Here is a 20,464-nt window from a genome sequence, read left to right as displayed (position 1 = left end):
GCCACGGTATCGCGGCCCAGCGGCGCGAGCGCGCCAGCGCGCGCGTTTATCCAGCGCAGCGTATTGAACAGGTCGTAGGCAAAGGGCTCTTTTTCCAGGGCCTGCCAGAACTGCGGCGACAGGCCGGCAAAGCCGCCGCCGGGCGTAGGCGCGACCGGCGCGTGGTCCGCCGGCCCGGACTCGGGCCCGGCCTGCACCGGTTCGGTCACGACACTGGCCACGCTTACCCCATGTGAATCTGCTTGGCGTCCACCTTCACCAGGTTATCGCCGGTAATCATGGTGTACGACGCGTGCACGCGCGCGCTTTTGTCGGCGCGGTAGTCCAGCGACCCGGCCCGCACATGCTCGACCTCTTCGGCGGCGCGGAACGTCACCCGCGACAGGAACGACAGGCGGTCCATGACCGCTTCGTATACCTTGCCCACCAGGCGCGTGGTGCCGATGGTGGCGGTTACCTCGGCGCCCAGGTACTTCATCTGTTCGGTGACGAAGTGCGCGTCCTTGGCCTGCACCTTCAGCGAACCCGCATCCACCTGCACCGACTCCTGGCCCGCCAGCCGCACCGCGCGCGCGCCCTCGAGCGACACACTGCCGGTGCGCGAACGCAGCACCATGTCGCCGCTGGTTTCCAGCTGCGCGCGGTCCGGATCGGCCTGCTCGACGACGGCAATCAGATATACGCGCGCAACGTCCGGGCCGCTGATCAGCACCTGGTCGCCCTGCTGCGGCGTCAGCAAGCAGCTGGCGGCCTGGCGCGCATGCCAGCTGCGGCCGTCGCAGTCGACGATGTAGCGGCCGTCGTCCTCACGATGCGTAACGGTGCCGATCAGGTGGACGGGATCGTAGGCGGGGTACTGGCGGTTTGCGGCGGCGGTTTTCATGACTGGATTCCTTTCGATCTTGCGGCCCTAGACGGCGGGCCGCGCCCCCATGCGGGGCTTCCAGCGGGCGATTTCGCCGCGCTGCAACGTGGACAGCACCAATTCCGACATCATGTTGATAGATACGTGGCGCGCGAAGAATTGTTCCAGCACCGCGCCAAACAAATAAGGGCTGATACCCGAAAATGCGGCTTCGTCCACCTGCAGGCCGATACGCACGCCGCGCCCGTACACAATGGGGCCGGGCACCGGCAGCCGGTGGTGCATGGGTTCCGCCAGTACATGGCGCACACCCGCGATATGCTTGCGCACCACCGGGTCGGCCAGATTGCCGTACACATGCAGCATTTCGCGCAAGGTCTGCGCGCCCTGCTCCGCGTCCAGGTCGATGAGGCTCAGGTAATTCAGGCCCAGGTGGCTGATCAGGTGCCAGGTGGCGGCATTCTCGGCCAGCGCCGTATGCGGACGCGTCGGCCCATGCAGCACTTTCACCGCGCCCACCGGCGCCGACACGCGCAAGGTCATGTCGGTATCGGTGCCCAGCGGCAGCAGCATGGCCAGGTCGCGGTTGGTGCACAGCGTTTCCAGCGTCAGGTGGCGCAACTGGCCGGAAAACGGCGCTTCATGGCGGTCGACCAGCGACACGAACACTTCGCTGCCCGTGTAGCCGGTGCGGGTGCCATTGCGCTGCGCCTGGTCGGACAGCAGCCTGGGCTCGCGGCGCAGCGAATAATAGGCGCCGTAGTCGTCCGGGTCGGTGCCCAGCGTTCCGTAGAATGGCCGGAACTCCTGCTCCGGGCGCTCGGCCGAGGCATGGCCCAGCACCCTTGTCACGCCGAACACCTCGTAGTCCAGCGGACGGGTACGGTCCACCACCATGTGGTATTCGTTGGTGCGCGGCGTCACGGCAATGCGATCGGCCCGCTTGGGAAACAGATTGATCACCGGCGCGCAGTGCAAGGCCAGGTGCTCGGCCGCGATCGCGCCTTCCAGCTCGGGCGCCGCCACCGAGAACAGCAGGGTCAGGTCGAAGCTGCGCGTCTCGCGCCGCGCGCCGCCCGGCAGGGGCGGCGTGCGCAGGCCGCGCTTCAGGTCGTTCAGGCTGAAGAACAGGTAGCGGCGGGGAAAGGCAAAGTACTCCTGCAGCAGCCGATAACCCTGGAATACGCGCCCGTCGGCCGGCAGCAGCGCCTGCTCGTCGTCGAAGCCTTCATGGTGGATGGTGGACGGCGACAGCTTGTTGATCCAGGTGACCGGGCGGGCCGTGTCGTGGCCCAGCACCGCCACGGTATGCCCCATGATCACTTCCAGCAGCCGCTGCATCTGCAGGTCCTGGCCGGCCAGGTGAAACACCAACTGGTCCAGGTCCATGTCTTCCAGGCGCACCCCGCCGCATACTTCCACGCGGATGCGCAGGGCGCTCAGCACCCGGCCGTTGCGCCCGCCAAAGCCCAGCCGGGTCAGCGGCAGGTCGGGCGGCGTGCCGGTGAATTCCGCCTGCACCACGCGCAGCGGCCACAGGCGCACCGGATGCCCGGTCATGAATTCGCAGGGCGTCTGCTCGCCGCGCGGCACGCGGCCACGCAACAAAGTGCCGCGCGGCAGGTCAAAGCCGCGCGCCAGCGTGCCTTCATTCATGCTGGGCGCAAACTGCACCACCGCCATGGCCGGCGTCGGCGCCAGGTAATTCGGATACACCACTTCCAGCAAACGCTGCGAGAAGCGGGGAAATTCCGCGTCCATCTTCAAATGGATGCGGGCAGTCAGGAAGCTGAAGCCCTCGAGCAGGCGCTCGACATAGGGGTCCGCCACTTCCGTGCCGTTCACGCCCAGGCGGCCCGCCACCTTGGGGTACATCTGGGCGAATTCCGCGCCCATCTCGCGCATGTACACCAGCTCGCGGTTGTAATAGTCGAGCAGGCGCGCGTCCATCAGGCAGCCCCCCCGAGATCGCGCAGGTCCATGTGGCCGCTTTCCAGGTCGATATCGGTGCGGAACAGGAATTCCATCGGGTGCGGTACGCACCACAGCATGCCCTTGATTTCCAGGCTGAGCACGTTGTGGTGTTCCAGCGTGCCGGTATCGGTCACGCAACGCACCTCGACCGAAGAATCCAGGATGCGCGGCTCGAACGAGGCAATCGCATTGCGTATGGAGTCTTCGACATCGACCCAGTCGATCTCGGACATGCGCTTGCCCGCCATGGCCCGCACCCCGAAATTCAAGGTGGAATCCGGTACATGGCGATACGGCGACAGGTCGTCCGTGGTTTGCAGATTCACGGTATTCAACAGCCAGCGCAGGTCACGCAACACCGCCATGCGCAGTTCGGCATGCGTCAGCATGGCCGATTCCCGCGGCTCCTGCCGCTTGGACGGATCGTCGTCCATCAGGCGATCCAGCAGCGACGGCTGCAGGCGGTCGCGCGCCACGCGGGCACTGCGCGGCAGTTGCTCCCAGGGGCGCAGGCTGGCCGTCTCGGATTGCGCCATCAGTCCAGCTCCAGCGCCCGCACGTCGAGCAAGGCGTACTCGCCCTGGTCGGTCATCCACATTTTCTGGCCCACGCCGGCATAGTGGTCGCCATGCAGCGGCTGCCAGTCTGTCATGCGCCCCAGCTTCGCGCCGTCGGCCAGGTCGGCCAAGCGCTGCCCGGCGGGCGCGGGGTAGCGCGCCGGCACCAGGCCATGCTGGGTGCGCCCGTCGTCCAGCGTGATCTCGGCCTGTGCCCACACTACATCGCACAAGCCTTCCGGGGCCAGCAGGCGCACGCTGCTCAGGCTGCTGAATGGCAGCCAGCCATAGCGCCCCCCGGAAATGAACTCGAATACCGGCCCCAGCCGGCTGTCGCCATCGCTGATCCACTCAAACGCCACGGGCGCGGCGTCGGCGGTGTGCTCCAGCCGGCCAGCGCGCGCCTGGGCTGCCTGGTAGGCCTGCGCGCGCAGGTCTTCGGCCTGTTGCGGCTCGCCGGCATCGCAGCGCAACGCCTGCACCAGGGGAGCAAACCAGTCGGGCGGCGCCACCAGGAAGGCAGGTTCGCCCTGCCCGGCCAGCACGGCCTCGCGCTGCCGCTCGGCGGCAATCGCATGTTCATACAGCACAGCGGTGGGCTGCGCCTGGGTATTGAGTTGCGCACACAGCTTCAACTGTTCGGACGCGCGCGTCCAATCTCCCTGAATCACCATCAGCTGGAACAACTGCGCGCGCAGATCGGCATCGGCCGGCTGGCGGCGGATCTGCGCCTGGATGGCATCCAGGTGTTCGGACAAGCTGCTTTCGCGCAGCGCAACTGCGGGTTTGGTCATGACGGGGCACCGCGGAAAGAAACGAAAAGCCGGCGGGCGGCCCGAAGGCCGCTCGCCGCCTGGAGAGAAGGCAGGCTAGCCTTAGCCCACTTCCTTGTTCTGCTTGATATCCCAAGCGACCAGGCTTTCCGCGCCCTTGCCGCCCTGCTCCGTTTGCTCCCAGTACTGCTGCTTGACCCTGGCGGCCTGGAATGCGTAGTTCACCGCCACGGATTCCGAGTTCAACTCGCCCGACAGCTGCACCGACGAAACCAGCACATCTTCCAGCGTGATCTTCGAATACTCGACCTGCTGGCCACCTGCCTTGCACACCGAGAGCTCGACTTTGCTCAGGTGCTTGCCGCTGGCGCAGTGCTTCATGACAGCCGGAGCCGCCTTGTCGATGCGCGCAACAACATGCAGGTCATTGAAGCTGGCTTTGCCGGCGCCCAGGCCGCCGCCGCTGGCCATATTGCCGGGTTGAGTGGCACCCCACGAGAACGAAATAATGTCCGACCAGTTTTTGTGGTTGGAATCTTTCGACTCGCCATTGGCGCCGTCGATCTTCATGAACATGTCAACAGCCACTTCTCTCTCCCTAGATTACAGTCACGGCACGATGTGCCCTGAGAAAAAAGTCCATCAACCGTCGTTTTTCTTCAGCGACGGAAGCTTGGACACAAGGCGCAGCGACACCGTCAGCCCTTCGAGCTGATAATGCGGCCGCAGGAAAAACTTGGCGGAGTAATAGCCGGGGTTGTCCTCGATTTCCTGCACCTGGACCTCGGCGGCGGCCAGCGGTTTGCGGGCCTTGGTTTCCTGAGACGAGTTGACGGGGTCGCCGTCCACGTAATTCATGATCCAGTCGTTCAGCCAGCGCTCCATGTCGTCGCGCTCGCGGAACGAGCCGATCTTGTCGCGCACGATGCACTTCAGGTAGTGGGCGAAGCGGCAGCACGCAAACAGGTACGGCAGGCGGGCCGACAGCTTGGCGTTGGCCGACGCATCGGCGTCGTAGTATTCATGCGGCTTCTGCAGCGACTGCGCGCCGATGAAGGCGGCAAAGTCGGAGTTCTTGCGATGCACCAGCGGCATGAAGCCGTTCTTGGCCAGCTCGGCCTCGCGGCGGTCGCTGATGGCGATTTCGGTGGGGCACTTCATGTCCACGCCGCCATCGTCGGTGGGGAAGGTGTGGCAGGGCAGGTTCTCCACCGCGCCGCCCGACTCCACGCCGCGGATCGACGTGCACCAGCCGTACAGCTTGAACGAACGGTTGACGTTGGCCGCCATGGCATAGGCCGAGTTGGCCCAGGCGTAGCGGTCGTGGTTGGCGCCGTCGGTGTCTTCCTCGAAATCGAATTCGTCCACCGGATTGGTGCGTGCGCCATAGGGCAGGCGAGCCAGGAAGCGCGGCATGGCCAGCCCGATGTAGCGTGAATCCTCGGACTCGCGCAGGCTGCGCCAGGCGGCGTATTCGGTATTGGTGAAGATCTTGGTCAGGTCGCGCGGGTTGGCCAGTTCCTGCCAGGAATCCATCTGCATCACATTCGGCGACGCGCCGGCGATGAACGGGCAATGCGCGGCGGCCGAGACGCGCGCGATCTCGGTCAGCAACTCCACGTCGGGCGGGCTGTGGTCGAAGTGGTAGTCGCCCACCAGGCAGCCGATGGGCTCGCCGCCGAACTGGCCGTATTCCTCTTCGTACACGCGCTTGAAGATGGGGCTCTGGTCCCAGCCCACGCCCTTGTGGCGCTTGAGCGTGCGGCCCAGTTCCTTCTTCGAGATGCACATCACGCGGATCTTCAGCAGCTCGTCGGTTTCGGTGTTGGTCACCAGGTAATGCAGGCCGCGCCACGCGCCTTCCAGTTGCTGGAAGTCGGGGTGGTGCATCACCAGGTTGATCTGGTCCGAGAGCTTGCGGTCGATCTCGGCGATGATCGCCTGGATGGTCCGATAGGCATCCGCCGAAACGGCCACGCCGCTGTTTTCCAGCGCCTGGTGCGCCAGCGTGCGCACGGCATGCTCAACCGCCTCGCGGGCCTGTTCGGTCTTGGGTTTGAACTCTTTCTTCAGCAGGGCCGACAGGCCGTCGGCTTCCAGTGCTTCGGTAGTGCGGGCATCCGCGCGTTTAGCCACAGCAGTCATCGCGATCTCCGTTATGGTTTACTTCGCGGCCGGGTCGGCGTCGGAAGTGTCCGCCTTGGGCGCGGGCGCGTCCGGATTGGGCGCCGCGGCCAGCGCGTTCATCAGCGCCGGGTTTTTCAGCACTTTGCCGATCAGTTCTTCGGCGCCGGTCTTGCCGTCCATGTAGGTCAGCAGGTTCGCCAGCTGCGTGCGGGCGTCCAGCAGTTCGTTCAGCGCGCCAACCTTGCGCGCCACGGTGGCGGGCGAGAAGTCGTCGATGCTTTCGAAGGTGACATCCACATTCAGGTTGCCTTCGCCCGTCAACGTATTGGGCACCTGGAACGCCGCGCGCGGCTGAATGGATTTCATGCGCTCGTCGAAGTTGTCGATGTCGATGTCCAGGAACTTGCGCTCGGCCACCTCGGGCTGGGGCTCGACCGACTTGCCGGCCAGGTCGGCCAGCACGCCCATGACGAACGGCAGTTGGATCTTGCGCTCCGCCCCGTAGATTTCCACGTCGTATTCGATCTGCACGCGCGGGGCGCGGTTGCGTGCAATGAATTTCTGCCCGCTGCCTTTCAGTGTCGTTGCCATGTTGTGCTCTCCTGTCCTGAATGGGTGCTAATCATGTGGGCCGTGCCGGGTACCCGGACCGCCGTCGGCGTCCCTGGGCAACCAGGACTCGAACTGTTCGAGCCCCTGCGGCGCCAGATTTTTCATTATGTCGTGAAAGCTCAGCGAAATCAGTTGCTGGGCCCGACGGATCAGATACGGTGCCGGATGACTGGGTTCGTGCACCTCGAAGTAGGCGCATACCTTGGCCAGCATCGCGGCCGCCTCTTCGCGCGACTGGATCTGCGCGTCCTGCCAGCGCAGCGCGGGCGCCTGGGCAGGCGCGGACGCCGCCGCCGTGGCGGGAGCACTGGCCGCCGGGGTTGCGTCCCCCACTGCGGGTTCCGCCACGGGGACAGTGCCCGTATCACCCAAGGCCTGCGCCACCACGTCCAGCGTGCGCAGGATGCCGGCATAATCCGGCACCCATTCCTGGCCCAGCTTGTCCGACACCTGCTGCTGGATACGGCCCAGCGCCTGCCGCGCCGTCAGTAGTGCGCCCAGGTCGCTGTCTTGCTGCAGGGATGCCTGGCGCAAATGCTCGACCAGGCGCGCCCGGCCGCCGGGATAAAAATCGGGATCGGAACGGCTGCCGTCCAGCAGCGATTCGGCATCGCGCAGCGACAACTGGCCATGCACGCCATTCACCAGCCGGCTGGAACGCGCGCTGCGTGCGCAACCCGCATGGTCGCCCAGCGAAGCCAGGGCATTGATGCGCGGCATGGGATCTTCATCGCCCACGCTGTCCAGGCGCGGATGCACGGCATCCCAGTAGCGATCCAGGGTGTCGGCCACCAGGGCCAGGCCGTCGGCATAGCCCGGCAACCCCCGCACTTCCGTCCAGGCCTGCGTCAGGTAACCCATGATGCGCACGTCGCGGGTGCGCTCCAGCAACCCGCGCGCCAGTTTTTCAACTTCGCGCCAGTCGGGAGGCTGGGCCGGAATAATCGTCGACCCGAACTGTTGTTCGCTACGCTCGACCGCCGCCTGCTGTAATTGCAGGAACTCAGCGTCGTATTCCAGGTCTTCTCCACATGGCAGACGAGAATCGAGAGCGGTCAGGATATCGGCAAATTCCATAATCGTCGGTCGTATCCGGGATAACCCGGAGCCTAAAACAGCTTATCTCCGCGCAACTCTCGCAGAAATCCGAATTCTAGGCAGAGCGGGTATTGTTTCCGGTGACGCTTAACAGCTACTGTTTCTTCTTACGTTTCATTAACAAATACGAAAAAAATTGCACATTTACTGCACTAGTAAATTGAAACTTTGAAACAAAATCGGCTGCGCACGATGGCCCCGATTTCCGCGCGGGCGCCCCGCCAATACACTCTTATATATAAGTAAGCGGCCCCATAGGGCGACGGTTTTGCTAGCATGCACCCGATCACGACTCGCAAGGAGCAGCGGTGATCGGCGCAGCAAGTTTCGTACTCGTCGTGCTTGCGGCTACGCTGTGGGGCAGCATGGCCCTGTGGGTGCAGCGTCCGCTAGGTGTCCCCTTTACTTACCTGTTGATCGTCATTTGGGTACTGTTGGCGCTGGCCGCCTGCGTGCTGGCAGGCACGGGGCACTGGCGCGGTGCGCTGTGGTTCCTGGCGCCCGCCGCCTTGATGGCCGCGTGGTGGCTGACGATGCAGCCCGCCCAGCACCGCGACTGGGAACCCAGCGTGGCGCGCCTGCTGCAGGGTAGCGTGGACGGCGACACCGCCACCCTGCACAACGTGCGCAACTTCCACTGGCGCGGCCCGCAGGATTTCGACGAACGCTGGGAAACGCGCCAATATTCGCTTGCCGCCATTCGTTCCGTGGACATGGTGCTGTCGTACTGGTCGCGCACGGCCATTGCGCACACCCTGGTGTCATTCGGCTTCGCCGACGGCGATTACCTGGTGTTCTCGGTGGAGATCCGCCGCAAGCGCAACGACAAGTTCTCTGAACTGGGCGGCTTTTTCCGCCAGTACGAACTCAGCATCGTCGCCGCCGACGAACAGGACATCCTGCGCGTGCGCACCAACATCCGCAAAGAAGACGGCTACCTGTACCGCGTCAATATGGCGCCCGACGACATGCGCGCCCTGTTCGTCGAATACATCAACCAGGCCAACAAGCTGGCCGAAACACCCCGCTTCTACAACACCCTGACCGCCAACTGCACGACGCTGGTGTACCGCATGGTGAACCGCATCGTCACCGGTCTGCCGCTGGACTACCGCCTGCTGGCGTCGGGCTATCTGCCGGAATACCTGTATGAACTGGGCGCGCTGCGCGGCGCCGCAAACATGGCGGAATACCGGGAGAAAGGGCGCTACACCGACCGCGCGCGCGACGAAGCCTCGGGGCTGGAATTTTCAAGACGGATCCGCCTGGGCGTGCCGGGGGTGGCGGCGGAGACCCTGGCGCGGGGCATGCCGCTTGCTGCGCCGGCAGCGCCCCCGGATGCTCCGGCCACTGAAACCTCGAGGACGCCCGCCCCATGAACCCGCGCAACACACAACTGCAGCTTTGCATCGATGAATGCCTGAACTGCTACCAGACCTGCCTGGGCATGGCCATGAGCCATTGCCTGGAAACCGGCGGCCCGCACGTCGACCCGGCACATTTCCGCCTGATGATGGCCTGCTCGGAAAGCTGCCGCATGGCGGCACATTTCATGCTGATCGGCGTGCCGCACCATCAGCACATATGTGCCGACTGCGCATCGATATGCCGCCAGTGCGCCGACAGCTGCGACGCCCTGGACGGCATGGACGACTGCGCCGCCATGTGCCGGCGCTGCGCCGATGCCTGCGAACGCATCGCCGGATAATGCCCGGCGTATCTGTGGGACAGCACATTAGGCCCCGCCCTGCCGGCGCAGCACCTCGCCCGGCCGCGCGCCGCTGGCCTTGCCGTCGCGCCACACCACGGTGCCGTTGACCAGTACGGTGTCGATGCCGATGGACGGGGCGATGGGGCGGTCGAACGTGGCCGCCTCGTTTACCGTATCTGCGTCGAAGATGGCCAGGTCGGCATGCGCGCCTTCGCGGATCACGCCGCGGCCGGCCAGGCCGAAGCGGGCCGCGGTCAGGCCGGTCATCTTGTGCACGGCCTTTTCCAGCGGGAACAACCCCAGGCCGCGCCCGTAATGGCCCAGCACGCGCGGGAAAGTACCCCACAGGCGCGGGTGCGGCTGCTCGTCGTGCGGCAGGCCGTCGGAACCGATCATCGTTTCGTCGAACTGCAGTATGCGCTGCACATCGGCGTCGTCCATGCGGAAATAAATGGCTCCGGCCGGCAGCAGGCGCGTCACGGCCTCTTCCTGCGAGCAGCCCAGTTCGCGCACGATGTCGTCCAGGTCGCGCCCGGCGTACTGCGGCAGGCTCCTGGACCAGGTCACGATGGTGCGCGAGGACCCGGCGGCGTGCTTGTGGGTAAGAATGGTGGACGATGCCGAATACGGGTAGCAGTCCAGGCACACCGGCTGCTGCGCCATCGCTTCGCGGATGCGCTGCAGCGTCTGCACCGAGCGGCCATAATTGTTCACTCCCGCCAGTTTATGGTGCGATATCACCACCGGCACCCCCAGCTCGCGGCCGATGCGGAAGGTTTCTTCCAGCGAGTCCATGATGTTGTCGCTTTCATCCCGCATGTGGGTGCAATACAGCCCGTCATGCGCCGGCAGGGGCCGGCAGACCTCGATGACTTCTTCGGTAGACGCCGCCATGGCCGGCGCGTATGCCAGGCCGGTGGACACCCCGATGGCGCCCGATTCCATGGCCTCTTCCACGTAGCCGCGCATGGCGGCGATCTCGCCCGGCGTGGCCGTGCGGCCCAGATCGTCCATGGTGATCACGCGCAGGGTCGAATGCCCCACCAGCATGGCGCAGTTGGTGGCGGCGGGCTGCTCGCGCAAGGCCTGGATATAGTCGCCGAAGCGCGCATAGCGGTACCACTGGCCCGTGTTGTCCAGCAGATCCAGCGGCGGCGTCATGGTGGCCGGTGCCGGCTGCGGCATGGGCGCCAGCGAGATGCCGCAATTGCCGCCCACCACGGTGGTCACGCCCTGGCTGACCTTGGGCGCCATATCGCCATGAGAAAGCATGACACGGTCGTCGTGCGTATGCGCATCGATGAAGCCGGGCGACACCACCTGGCCGCGGGCATCGATTTCCTGGCGGCCGCGCGCGCCAGCCAGGTCCCCCACCCGCTCGATGCGGCCGCCATTGATGCCGATATCGCCGTCGTAACGAGGCGCGCCAGTGCCGTCGACGATTTCGGCATGGCGGATGAGGACGTCGTAAGTGGATGACATGATGGGATCCTGTGGTTGAAGACCGGGGCGCATGGCGGCTAGGCCGCGGCGCCCTGCACCGGCCTGAAATGGCGGAAATCCCAGTTCCGGCCCGGGGCGGCGTCGAGCAAAGCCCGAGTGTACGGCTGGCTGGGCTGGGTCAGCACCTGGGCGGCCGGGCCGCGCTCGACCATGCGGCCGCGCTGCATCACCATGATCGAATCGCAGATCTGCGCCGCCACCCGCAGATCATGGGTAATGAACAGCACCGCGACCCCCGTGCGTGCGCGGATGTCATCCAGTAGCGCCAGCACCTGCGCCTGCACGGACACGTCCAGCGCCGACACGGCCTCGTCCGCCACCAGAATATCGGGCTCCAGCGCCAGCGCGCGGGCAATGCAGATGCGCTGCCGCTGGCCGCCCGAGAACTGGTGCGGGAAGCGCTGCAAGGCGGCCGCATCCAGGCCTACCAGCCCCATCAGCGTACGCGCGCGTTCCAGGGCCTGCGGCCGGGGCATGCCGTAGTTGAGCAGCCCCTCGATAATCGATTCACCCACCTTGATGCGGGGGTTCAGCGAGCGGTAGGGATCCTGGAACACGATCTGCACGCGTTGGCGCAGCGGCCGCAAGCGGCTGCCGTCGGCGCGGGCGATATCGTCGCCGTGAATGTGGATCTGCCCGGATGTGGGGTCCTGCAGCCGCACGATGCAGCGGGCCACGGTCGATTTACCCGAACCCGATTCCCCCACGATGCCCAGGATCTCGCCACGCCGCAGGGTCAGTTCGATATCGACCGCCGCATCCACCACGCGCGAACGGCCGAACAGGCGCCGCTCTGCATAGGTCTTGTGCAGGCCCGACACCTGCAGCACCACGGCCTGCCGATTGGGCGCGCGCGCCTCGGGGACCAGGCTGGGCACCGACGAAACCAGCATGCGCGTGTAGTCTTGGGAGGGCGCCGCCAATACCTGGCGGCAGGCGCCCACCTCGACCACCTGGCCGCGGTTCATCACCACCACGCGGTCGGCAATCTCGGCCACCACGCCGAAATCGTGCGTGATGAACAGCACGGCCGTATTGTGCTTGAACTGCAATTCGCGGATCAGGGCCAGGATCTGCTTCTGCGTGGTAACGTCCAGCGCCGTGGTGGGCTCGTCGGCGATCAACAGCTTGGGCTCCAGGATCAGCGCGATGCAGATCACCACCCGCTGGCGTTGCCCGCCCGACAGCTGATGGGGATAGCTGTCGTAGATGCGTTCGGGTTCCGGCAGGTGCACCGAGGCCAGCATGTCCAGCACGCGGCGGCGGCGCTCGCGCTTGCCGTAATCGCGGTGAATACACAGCACCTCGTCGATCTGGCGGCCCACGGTTTCCACCGGGTTCAAGGCCGTCATCGGCTCCTGGAAGATCATGGCCATGCGCGTGGCCCGCAGTTCGCGCAGGCGCTCCGGGCTGGCCTGCAGCACGTCCTCGCCTTCCAGCAGAATGCGCCCGGCCGTGCAGCGCAGGCTGTCGGGGGGCAGCAGGCCCATCACCGAGAAAGCGGTCACCGACTTGCCGGAACCTGATTCGCCAACCACGCAGACAGTTTCTCCGGGCCGCACATCGAAATCCAGGCCGCTCACCACCTGGCGGCCGTCGCCGTCGGCCAGGCCTACCGACAGCGCTTCGATACGCAGCACGGGCTCGGCGTGGGCGTCCGGCACTGCGGCGTTCGATACTTGGACGTCGTTCATGATTTTTTCGCCATCTTGGGATCCAGCACGTCGCGCAGCACGTCGCCCAGGACATTCACGCTAAGCAGCGTCAGCGCCAGCACTACACCGGGGTACAGCACGAGTCCGGGCTGCAATTGAAAGTACATGCGGCCGTCGGCCATCATGTTGCCCCACGAAGGGATCTCGGTAGGCAGCCCCGCGCCCAGGAAGCTCAGGGTGGCTTCGGTAAGAATCGCCGAAGCGAAAATGAATGTGCCTTGCACGATCAAGGGCGCGACGGTGTTGGGCACCATGTGCCGCAGCAGCAGGCGGTGCAGGCGCGAACCCAGCGACACCGCCGCCTCGACATAGGGCTCCGACCGCACGTTGAGGATGACCCCGCGCACCAGGCGCACCACGCGCGGGATCTCGGGCACCGTTATCGCCACCAGCACCGTCGCCAGCGTGCCGCCCGTCAGGGCCACCAGCGCAATGGCCAGCAGGATGCTGGGAATCGCCATGATGCCGTCCATGACGCGCATGATGATGGCGTCGGCCGCGCGGAAATAGCCGGCGATGACGCCAATGACCAGGCCCAGCGCAATGCTGGCCACCATCGCGCCCAGGCCCACGATCAGCGACACCCGGGCGCCGTACAGCACGCGCGAATAGGTATCCCGCCCAAAGGCATCGGTACCCAGCCAGTGTTCGGCCGTCATACCGGCAAAGCGGCTGGCAGGATCGATGGCGATGGGGTCCACGGTGCCCAGCACCGGGGCCAGCACCGACAGCACGACAACGATGGCGAAGATGGCAAAGGCGATGAAGACCGGCGGGCTTTTCAGCGCCAGCGCCAGTTGCGCCGCCAGCGTGCTGCGGGCTGGCATGGGCAGGTCGGCCGGGTCCCCGGCCAGCAGCCCGGGGCGTACGGGGTCGATATTCATGGTGCGCCTCAGTATCGGATGCGGGGGTCGAACACGGTGTACAGCACGTCCACCACCAGGTTGATCAGGATGTAGGTCAGCGAAAACAGCAGGATCAGCCCCTGGATCACGGGGTAGTCGCGCGCCAGCACCGCCTCGACCACCAGCCGGCCCAGGCCGGGCAGGTTGAACACCGACTCGGTCACCACCACGCCGGTGATGAGCGACGCCACCCCGATGCCGATGATGGTGACAATGGGCACGGCGGCGTTGCGCAAGGCGTGGCGTAGCAGAATGGCGCTTTCCCTGGCGCCCTTGGCGCGCGCGGTGCGGATGAAGTCTTCATTCATGACCTCGATGATGCTGCTGCGTGTGATGCGCGCCACCAGGGCAATATAGATGCCGCTGAGCGCCAGCGTGGGCAGCACCAGCCGGTGCGCGAACGGCCAGAAGCCATCCGCCGCCGGCTTGTAGCCCTGCACCGGAAACCAGCCCATTTTCAGCGCCAGCAGGTAGATGAGCAGGTAGCCGATCACGAAGGTGGGCACCGAGAACCCGAACACCGACAGGCTCATCACCGCGCGGTCCAGCAGCCTGCCGCGCTGCCGGGCCGCGATGATGCCCATGGGCACCGCCACCAGCACCGTCACCACGATGGTGGCCAGCGCCAGGGCCGCCGTGGGGCCGACCCGGTTGCCTATCATGTCCAGCACCGGCGTGCCCGACAGCAGCGACACGCCCAGGTCACCCTGCGCCAGTTGCCCCATCCACACGCCGAACTGCGCAAGAATGGGTTTATCCAGGCCCATGCTGGTGCGGATCTGCTCCAGCTGTTCCCCCGTGGCATCGTCGCCGGCAAGAATGGCAGCCGGATCGCCAGGAGTCAGCCTCAGCATGGCGAACACCACCACCGCCACCATCACCATGACGGGCAGCGTGGCCAGCAGCCGGCGGGCAATATAGGCAAGCATGCGAGTTCCTTACTTGTCTGATTTCTGGATATTCCAGAACACCGTCACCGGCGATTCCATGACGCCGCTGAGCTTGACGCTGTATGCCGCCGGGATGGAGAACTGCCCCAGCGGTGCCACCACCCCCTCGTCGATGGCCAGCTTCTGGATCTGCGACGTAATCTGCTTGCGTTCAGCCGGGTCGGTAGAACGCGCGAACTTCAGGCGCAGCGCCTCGATTTCCGGCACATCCGGCCAGCCGGCCCACGACTTGCGGCCTGCCGAGGCCAGCGTGGTATTGCCGAACGGGTCGCCGCTGGTGGCCAGAATGCTGTAGGTCGAGAAGATGTTCCAGCCGCCCTCCGACGGCGGCTTCTGGTTGCCCTGCTGGGTGACCACCGTTTGCCAGTCCATGGTCTTCATGTCGACCTTGAAACCGGCCTTGCGCAACGCGGACCCGATCACAATGGGCTGGGCGGCCAGCATGGCGATATCGGTGGGCTGCAGGATCACCACGGGGGTACCGTCGTACTTGGCTTCTTTCAGCAGCGCCTTGGCTTTCTCAATGTCCGACGGAATGACCCAGTCGGCCCCATAAGAATCCTCATACGGATTCCCGCAGCCCATGACCGCGGCGCAGGTTTTGTAATACTTCGGGTTGCCCACCAGCGCCTTCAGCACGTCTTCCTGGCCCACGGCCGCGATGGCTGCCTGGCGCACCAGCTTGTTGTCGAACGGCGGGTACAGATGATTGAAGCGGTAATACGTCCACGCGCCCAGTTTGTCCAGCACCTTCACGGTCAGGTCGTCGCGGCTTTCCACGATGGGCAGCAGGTCGAAAGGCACTTGCTGCATGAAGTCGATCTCGCCATTCTGCAGGGCATTCAAGGCCGTCATCTGGTCGGGCATGGCCACCCATTCAACGCGGTCCACTTTCACCACCTTGCCGCCGGCCGTCCAGCTGGCGGGCTCGGCGCGCGGCACATAATCGGTGTTCTTCTCGTACACCACTTTCAGGCCGGGCTTGAACTCGGAAGCCAGGAACTTGAACGGCCCCGAGCCTATGTATTCGGTGATCGGCGTGGACGCAGGTGTCTCGGCGATGCGCTTGGGCATCATGAAGGCAGGCCGCGAACTCAGCTTGGACAGGCCTTCCAGTAACAGCGTGGTGGGTTCTTTCAACTGCACCTGGAAAGTCTGGTCGCCGGTAACCTTGATCTGCTCGACCATGGGCATCAGCACCTGGCCGGTGGAATCCACCTGGGCCCAGCGCTTGATCGAGGCGACGCAGTCTTCGGCCCTGACGGGCGCGCCGTCGTGCCACTTCAGGCCGTCACGCAGGGTGAAGATGTACGTCTTGCCGTCTTCCGACGCCGTCCAGCTGGCCATCTGCGGCTGGATCTTGAAGTTGGCATCCACGCCCAGCAGCGTGTCGTAGATCATGTAGCCATGGTCGCGCGTCATGAACGCGGTGCTCAGGATGGGGTCCATGACCCGCAATCCCGACTGCATGACCGCGGTCACGGTGGCGGCCTGCACGGGCGCCGCCAGCAGCGCGCCCGCCAGGGCCGCGGCCCCGCACAGCGCGCGCAGAGACTGCGGCAGATTGGTCTTCGCTTTCATGATGTTTACCCCCTTGATTCAGTCGTTGATGCGATCCCCGTCCGGCGCGGTGTACAGCGCAGTGCCGGCAGGTCCGTACTACAAGGTGAAACTGTGCGGCCCCATGGCGGCGGGCCGTCCGTCGATCCGGTCTGCCAGCAGGCCTGCGCTGCCGGCGGCCAAGGTGAAACCCAGCCCGCCGTGGCCGGCGTTGATCCAGAGATTCCGGCACGGCGTGGCGCCGATGACAGGCTTGCTGTCGGGCCGCGCCGGCCGCAGGCCGGCCCAGGCCTGCGGCTCGCCGTCAGGTTCCAGGCCGGGCAGGTAGTCCGCCACCTGGCGTTTCAGGCTGGCGATGCGCCGTGCGTCGATCGCGGCGGAACGGTCGCCGATATCCACCATGCCCGCCACCCGCAGGCGATCGCCCAGGCGCGCATACACCACTTTGTTGTGCACATCGCTCAGGCTGGTCATGGGCGCGCGGCTGCGCGGGCTCAGTTTGTAGGTCAGGCTGTAGCCCTTCAGCGGGTAGATCAGCGGATTCATGCCCGCCTGCCGGGCCAGCCGTTGCGCTTCTACCCCGTTGGCTATGACGTAGCCGTCGGCCTCGATGCGGCCCGCCGGCGTGTCCAGCCCCACCACGCGTTCGCCGCGAATCGCCAGGCGCCGCACCTCGGTATTGAACTGGAACCGTACCGGCCCGGTGCATGCGGCCAGCACGCGGTGCAGTTCGCTGCACAGCTTCAGGCAATCACCCGCGTCTTCGGTGGGGGTGAAGATACCGCCCACCACCTTGTCGGATATACCTTCCAGCGCGGGCTCCAGCGCCAGGCATTCACCGGGGTCCAACGCGCGCTGTACGCATCCCAGCCCGGCCTGGTAGCGCATCAGCCCAAGCGCTTGGGTGTAGGCCGCGGCGTCCTGGTAAACCAGCAATTTGCCCGATGAAGCAAAGTCGAAATCCAGCCGCTCGCGCTCCACCAACCGGTGCATGAGGTCGCGGCTGTACATGCCCAGCTGCAGCAATTCGGCGGTGGTGCGCTGCGCGATGCCATGGCGGCACGCGCGCAGGAAGGCCAGGCCCCAGCGCCAGAACGCCGGATCGGCCCGCAACCGCATGCGCAGGGGGCCATCGCGGCTGGCCAGCCAGGCTGGCAGCCTGGGCAGCACCGATGGGTCGGCCAGCGGCGCCACGAAGCTGTAGCTGAGTTGCGCGCCATTGGCCTGGCTGGTCTGCATGCCCGGACGCGGGCCGGCATCCAGCACGCTGACCGCGTGGCCCGCTTCCTTTAGAAAATAGGCCGTGGTCATGCCCACGATACCCGCGCCGATCACGACAATATGCATGGCGGCCTCAACGCACCGCGGCCGCATGGGCCCGCAGCTGCTCGATGGTGGCCGCCGCCGAAATATGCTGCAGGCTGGTCCGCACCGCGATGATCGCCGGGCGCCCTGCCTGCAACGCCTGCCGCAGCGCTTCGTCGATATCTGTACTGCGGTTCACCTGGAAGCCCAGCGCGCCATAGGTGCGGGCCAGGGCGGCGAAGTCCGGGTTGTGCAGCGCCGTGGCGCTTGTCCGGGCCGGAAACTGCTTTTCCTGGTGCATGCGTATCGTGCCGTAAGACCCATTGTCGGCCACGATCAGTACCGGGCGGGCCCCGCTGTGCATTGCGGTGGCCAGTTCATTGCCCGTCATCAGGAAGCCGCCATCGCCCACGAAACACACCACCTGCCGCCCCGGGCACCGCAGGCTGGCGGCTACTGCCGCGGGCACGCCATAACCCATGGCCCCGGAGGACGGTGCCAGCATGGCGCGGCCGCCGCCGAAGCGCATCAGCCTTTGCACCCAGCCCCCGAAGTTGCCGGAATCGATGGTGACGATGGCGTCGTCGGCCAGGATTCGGTCGGCCGCCTGCACAACCGCCCCGAATACCGTACCGTCATCGGCGTCCGCCGGGCCGGTCCAGGTGCGCAACCCCGACGCCACGCGGTGCAGGCCCGCGCTCCAGGCGCGGTGGGCCTCGGCGGGCCGCTCTGGCGCCAGGGCCAGCAGATCGGCCAGGAACACCGTGGGGTCGGCCACCAGCCCCAATGCCAGGCGGCGCACGTGCCCCACCGCGGCCGCATCCGGCCATACCTGGATCACAGCCTGCGCGGGTTGCGGCGCCGCCGGAAACGCATAGCCCTGCGTCGTCACATCGCCCAGGCGGGTGCCCACGCCCAATACCAGGTCGGCCTGCTGCACCGCCCGCGCCAGTTCGGCGGGCGCCCCATAGGCCAGGTGCCCGGCATACTGTGGATGGTCATTGGACAGTATGTCGGCATGACGCACCGCGGCCGCCACCGGCACGCCATAGGCTTCGGCCACGGCCTGCAGCGCCGCGCGGCCGGCGTCGTGCTTCAACAGGCCGCCCGCGATGATCAATGGCTTCTGCGCGGCTGCCAGCATGGCCGCCACGCGGCGCAGGTCGTCCTGGCTGGCGGCCGCGCGCGGTGCCGCCAGCGGCATTGCCGCCACGCCATCAACCGGGTCTTCCAGCATGTCTTCGGGCAGGGCCACCACCACCGGACCGGGCGTGCCGCTGTACGCGGCATGCATTGCGGTAGCCACCGTGTCCGCCAGCCGCGCGGCATCGCGCACCTCGACCACCCACTTGGCCATCGAGCCGAATACCCGTTCGTAGTCCACTTCCTGGAAGGCCCCCATGTGGCGGTGGGCGCGCTCTACCTGCCCCACGAACAGCACCAGCGGCACGGCATCCTGCTGCGAAGAATGCACCGCGATGGCTGCGTTCATGGCGCCCGGGCCCCGGCTGACGAACGCGATGCCGGGCCGGCCGGTCAGGCGCGCGTCGGCCAGGGCCATGAAGCCCGCGCCGCTTTCATGCCGCGCGGTCACCGCCGCGATGTCTTCACGCCCGCTCAGCCCGTCCAGCACGCTCAGGTAACTTTCTCCCGGCACGCAGAACACACGGTCCACTCCGTGCGCGACCAGAGTATCAATCAACAGATCGGCGGCGCGTTTCATGGCTTGTCGTCCTTGATGGCGCCGGCGCCAAGGCGGGATATCGCCTCCAGCGCGCTGAGCGGTTCGTTGCGCAGGTTGCCGGGCAGGCTTTCCGTCAGGGTTTCCAACGCCGCGTACAGGCGGGTCCAGCCTTCGTTGGTGCGCAAAGGCACGCCCAGGAAATGACTTTCGGTTTTCGAACGCAGCATCAGGTACAGCACGCCGGCCAGCATGATGCTGACCATGGCGGGCACGTCGGCTTCGCCCGTCAGGCCATCGACGCGGTCGATGAACTCGCGGGCGGCACGTTCGCGCCTTTCAGCCAGTTGCGCGGTCACTTCGTTGCGCTCGATCAGTTCCCAGCGCCGCACCTCGCGTAGCGGCTCGTTGCCGGCCAGCGCCTCGATCTGCGCACGCAGCATCGCCAGGATCAGGTCGGCCGGCGTGCGCTGGCTGGACTCGCCGTCCTTCAGCAAGCCGGAACGCCCGGTCCAGAAGTCCTGCTCTTGCATCCAGGCCAGCATCAGGCCCGGCATGCCGTCGAAGTAGCGGTAGATAAGCTCTTTGCTCACCCCGGCGCGCTTGGCGATCACATTGATGCCCACGCCCGCCATGCCGCTTTCGCAGATCTGTTCTTCCAGCGCGCGCAGAATCTGGCGCTCGGTCTGTTCACGCCGCGACATCGTCGGCCCTCATGACTATGGTTTGCGAAACCGTCCCGGCGATGGGGCGGGCAATTCCTTCGGCCAGGTCGGCATAAAGCTCGCTGATGGCGTGCCCCAGCTTGCATGCGCCCTGCCAGACTTCAGTGCCCAAATACACGGCCGTGCCGCGCCGCGCCAGGGCCGGCAGGTGCGGGTCGGCGGTTTCCAGCGCGGCGATGGCGCCATACTCGTCGAGCAGCACCCGGTCGCGCGGCGCCGGCAGCACCGGAACCGGTGCCGCCAGTGTCAGGAAACGCCAGCCGGCGGGTTTGCCGCGCATCTGCGCCCAAGCCAGCTCGGCCACAGCCTGGGCCAACCCGCCAGGTACATCGGCCTGGATGGAGTTGTGCAGCAAGGCCAGGCGCCCATGCGCATCGTCGCGCTGCGCCGCGCCGCGGTCGGT

Annotated in this window: 19 protein-coding genes and 1 pseudogene; 2 read left to right on the top strand and 18 right to left on the bottom strand. The window is 66.1% G+C overall.

Features of this window, described 5'->3' with window-relative positions; all coding sequences use genetic code 11:
* From LPZ50_RS08560 to tssA, 9 genes and pseudogenes are all read right to left on the bottom strand, one after another.
* Positions 1 to 221: pseudogene (locus LPZ50_RS08560) on the bottom strand (type VI secretion system baseplate subunit TssG); the annotation flags it as partial.
* A 2-nt stretch (positions 222 to 223) separates the two neighbouring features.
* Positions 224 to 883 (bottom strand): DUF3540 domain-containing protein, encoded by a 660-nt coding sequence (locus tag LPZ50_RS08555; protein ID WP_230659929.1) that lies wholly within the window; start codon positions 881 to 883, stop codon positions 224 to 226.
* A gap of 27 nt (positions 884 to 910) precedes the next feature.
* A complete protein-coding gene (tssF, locus tag LPZ50_RS08550; RefSeq protein ID WP_230659925.1) occupies positions 911 to 2,815 on the bottom strand; it encodes a type VI secretion system baseplate subunit TssF in 1,905 nt (634 codons plus the stop codon).
* Positions 2,815 to 3,375, bottom strand: coding sequence for a type VI secretion system baseplate subunit TssE (tssE, locus tag LPZ50_RS08545; protein WP_230659923.1), 561 nt, complete (start codon positions 3,373 to 3,375; stop codon positions 2,815 to 2,817). The genes tssF and tssE overlap by 1 nt, the downstream gene beginning before the upstream one ends.
* Positions 3,375 to 4,190: a type VI secretion system accessory protein TagJ gene (locus tag LPZ50_RS08540; protein ID WP_230659919.1), complete on the bottom strand. Its 816-nt coding sequence runs from the start codon at positions 4,188 to 4,190 to the stop codon at positions 3,375 to 3,377. Before LPZ50_RS08540 ends, tssE begins: the two co-directional genes overlap by 1 nt.
* Positions 4,191 to 4,271: 81 nt before the next feature.
* Entirely contained in the window at positions 4,272 to 4,757 is a 486-nt protein-coding gene (locus LPZ50_RS08535) for an Hcp family type VI secretion system effector (protein WP_230659917.1), read from the bottom strand.
* 54 nt (positions 4,758 to 4,811) lie between these two features.
* A complete protein-coding gene (gene tssC, locus LPZ50_RS08530) occupies positions 4,812 to 6,314 on the bottom strand; it encodes a type VI secretion system contractile sheath large subunit (RefSeq protein ID WP_230659914.1) in 1,503 nt (500 codons plus the stop codon).
* A gap of 18 nt (positions 6,315 to 6,332) precedes the next feature.
* On the bottom strand, positions 6,333 to 6,887 hold the full coding sequence (tssB, locus tag LPZ50_RS08525; protein ID WP_230659911.1) for a type VI secretion system contractile sheath small subunit: 555 nt from the start codon (positions 6,885 to 6,887) through the stop codon (positions 6,333 to 6,335).
* Between the two features lie 27 nt (positions 6,888 to 6,914).
* The gene (gene tssA / locus LPZ50_RS08520; protein WP_230659907.1) at positions 6,915 to 7,985 is read right to left on the bottom strand and encodes a type VI secretion system protein TssA; all 1,071 of its coding nucleotides are present in this window, start codon (positions 7,983 to 7,985) and stop codon (positions 6,915 to 6,917) included.
* A 329-nt stretch (positions 7,986 to 8,314) separates the two neighbouring features.
* Between tssA and LPZ50_RS08515 the strand changes: the two genes are divergently transcribed.
* Both LPZ50_RS08515 and LPZ50_RS08510 read left to right on the top strand, forming a co-directional pair.
* Positions 8,315 to 9,385 (top strand): DUF4105 domain-containing protein, encoded by a 1,071-nt coding sequence (locus tag LPZ50_RS08515; RefSeq protein ID WP_230659905.1) that lies wholly within the window; start codon positions 8,315 to 8,317, stop codon positions 9,383 to 9,385.
* On the top strand, positions 9,382 to 9,714 hold the full coding sequence (locus LPZ50_RS08510) for a four-helix bundle copper-binding protein (RefSeq protein WP_230659902.1): 333 nt from the start codon (positions 9,382 to 9,384) through the stop codon (positions 9,712 to 9,714). Before LPZ50_RS08515 ends, LPZ50_RS08510 begins: the two co-directional genes overlap by 4 nt.
* A 27-nt stretch (positions 9,715 to 9,741) precedes the next feature.
* On the opposite strand, the gene LPZ50_RS08505 is transcribed toward LPZ50_RS08510, so the two are convergent.
* The 9 genes from LPZ50_RS08505 to LPZ50_RS08465 all read right to left on the bottom strand — a co-directional run.
* Positions 9,742 to 11,199, bottom strand: coding sequence for an N-acyl-D-amino-acid deacylase family protein (locus tag LPZ50_RS08505; protein ID WP_230659899.1), 1,458 nt, complete (start codon positions 11,197 to 11,199; stop codon positions 9,742 to 9,744).
* 38 nt (positions 11,200 to 11,237) lie between these two features.
* Positions 11,238 to 12,914, bottom strand: a complete 1,677-nt coding sequence (locus LPZ50_RS08500; protein WP_230659896.1) for an ABC transporter ATP-binding protein — start codon at positions 12,912 to 12,914, stop codon at positions 11,238 to 11,240.
* On the bottom strand, positions 12,911 to 13,762 hold the full coding sequence (locus LPZ50_RS08495) for an ABC transporter permease (RefSeq protein WP_230659933.1): 852 nt from the start codon (positions 13,760 to 13,762) through the stop codon (positions 12,911 to 12,913). The genes LPZ50_RS08500 and LPZ50_RS08495 overlap by 4 nt, the downstream gene beginning before the upstream one ends.
* Before the next feature lie 65 nt (positions 13,763 to 13,827).
* The gene (locus LPZ50_RS08490; protein WP_230659893.1) at positions 13,828 to 14,769 is read right to left on the bottom strand and encodes an ABC transporter permease; all 942 of its coding nucleotides are present in this window, start codon (positions 14,767 to 14,769) and stop codon (positions 13,828 to 13,830) included.
* Positions 14,770 to 14,778: 9 nt separating this feature from the next.
* Positions 14,779 to 16,371: an ABC transporter substrate-binding protein gene (locus LPZ50_RS08485; RefSeq protein ID WP_230659890.1), complete on the bottom strand. Its 1,593-nt coding sequence runs from the start codon at positions 16,369 to 16,371 to the stop codon at positions 14,779 to 14,781.
* A 78-nt stretch (positions 16,372 to 16,449) separates the two neighbouring features.
* Complete coding sequence (locus LPZ50_RS08480) at positions 16,450 to 17,697, bottom strand: D-amino acid dehydrogenase (protein WP_230659888.1); 1,248 nt, start codon at positions 17,695 to 17,697, stop codon at positions 16,450 to 16,452.
* Positions 17,698 to 17,704: 7 nt separating this feature from the next.
* On the bottom strand, positions 17,705 to 19,378 hold the full coding sequence (locus tag LPZ50_RS08475) for a thiamine pyrophosphate-dependent enzyme (RefSeq protein WP_230659885.1): 1,674 nt from the start codon (positions 19,376 to 19,378) through the stop codon (positions 17,705 to 17,707).
* Positions 19,375 to 20,040, bottom strand: coding sequence for a TetR/AcrR family transcriptional regulator (locus LPZ50_RS08470; RefSeq protein ID WP_230659882.1), 666 nt, complete (start codon positions 20,038 to 20,040; stop codon positions 19,375 to 19,377). The genes LPZ50_RS08475 and LPZ50_RS08470 overlap by 4 nt, the downstream gene beginning before the upstream one ends.
* Positions 20,027 to 20,464 (bottom strand): DUF7259 domain-containing protein (locus LPZ50_RS08465; protein ID WP_419195581.1); only part of this gene is annotated, 438 nt, incomplete at its 5' end. The genes LPZ50_RS08470 and LPZ50_RS08465, both read right to left, overlap by 14 nt.

Source organism: Bordetella petrii, assembly GCF_020991325.1.
Lineage (GTDB): Bacteria > Pseudomonadota > Gammaproteobacteria > Burkholderiales > Burkholderiaceae_B > Bordetella_A > Bordetella_A petrii_E.
Note: the sequence above shows the minus strand (reverse complement) of the source record. Positions and strands in the feature narration are given on the sequence as shown.

Coding starts and splice junctions, on each gene's coding strand:
- LPZ50_RS08480 (WP_230659888.1), bottom strand. CDS start 17,697: ATGCATATTGTCGTGATCGGCGCGGGTATCGTGGGCATGACCACGGCC.
- LPZ50_RS08505 (WP_230659899.1), bottom strand. CDS start 11,199: ATGTCATCCACTTACGACGTCCTCATCCGCCATGCCGAAATCGTCGAC.
- tssB (WP_230659911.1), bottom strand. CDS start 6,887: ATGGCAACGACACTGAAAGGCAGCGGGCAGAAATTCATTGCACGCAAC.
- LPZ50_RS08540 (WP_230659919.1), bottom strand. CDS start 4,190: ATGACCAAACCCGCAGTTGCGCTGCGCGAAAGCAGCTTGTCCGAACAC.
- LPZ50_RS08500 (WP_230659896.1), bottom strand. CDS start 12,914: ATGAACGACGTCCAAGTATCGAACGCCGCAGTGCCGGACGCCCACGCC.
- LPZ50_RS08470 (WP_230659882.1), bottom strand. CDS start 20,040: ATGTCGCGGCGTGAACAGACCGAGCGCCAGATTCTGCGCGCGCTGGAA.
- LPZ50_RS08475 (WP_230659885.1), bottom strand. CDS start 19,378: ATGAAACGCGCCGCCGATCTGTTGATTGATACTCTGGTCGCGCACGGA.
- tssF (WP_230659925.1), bottom strand. CDS start 2,815: ATGGACGCGCGCCTGCTCGACTATTACAACCGCGAGCTGGTGTACATG.
- tssE (WP_230659923.1), bottom strand. CDS start 3,375: ATGGCGCAATCCGAGACGGCCAGCCTGCGCCCCTGGGAGCAACTGCCG.
- LPZ50_RS08495 (WP_230659933.1), bottom strand. CDS start 13,762: ATGCCAGCCCGCAGCACGCTGGCGGCGCAACTGGCGCTGGCGCTGAAA.
- LPZ50_RS08485 (WP_230659890.1), bottom strand. CDS start 16,371: ATGAAAGCGAAGACCAATCTGCCGCAGTCTCTGCGCGCGCTGTGCGGG.
- LPZ50_RS08490 (WP_230659893.1), bottom strand. CDS start 14,769: ATGCTTGCCTATATTGCCCGCCGGCTGCTGGCCACGCTGCCCGTCATG.
- tssA (WP_230659907.1), bottom strand. CDS start 7,985: ATGGAATTTGCCGATATCCTGACCGCTCTCGATTCTCGTCTGCCATGT.
- LPZ50_RS08510 (WP_230659902.1), top strand. CDS start 9,382: ATGAACCCGCGCAACACACAACTGCAGCTTTGCATCGATGAATGCCTG.
- LPZ50_RS08555 (WP_230659929.1), bottom strand. CDS start 883: ATGAAAACCGCCGCCGCAAACCGCCAGTACCCCGCCTACGATCCCGTC.
- tssC (WP_230659914.1), bottom strand. CDS start 6,314: ATGACTGCTGTGGCTAAACGCGCGGATGCCCGCACTACCGAAGCACTG.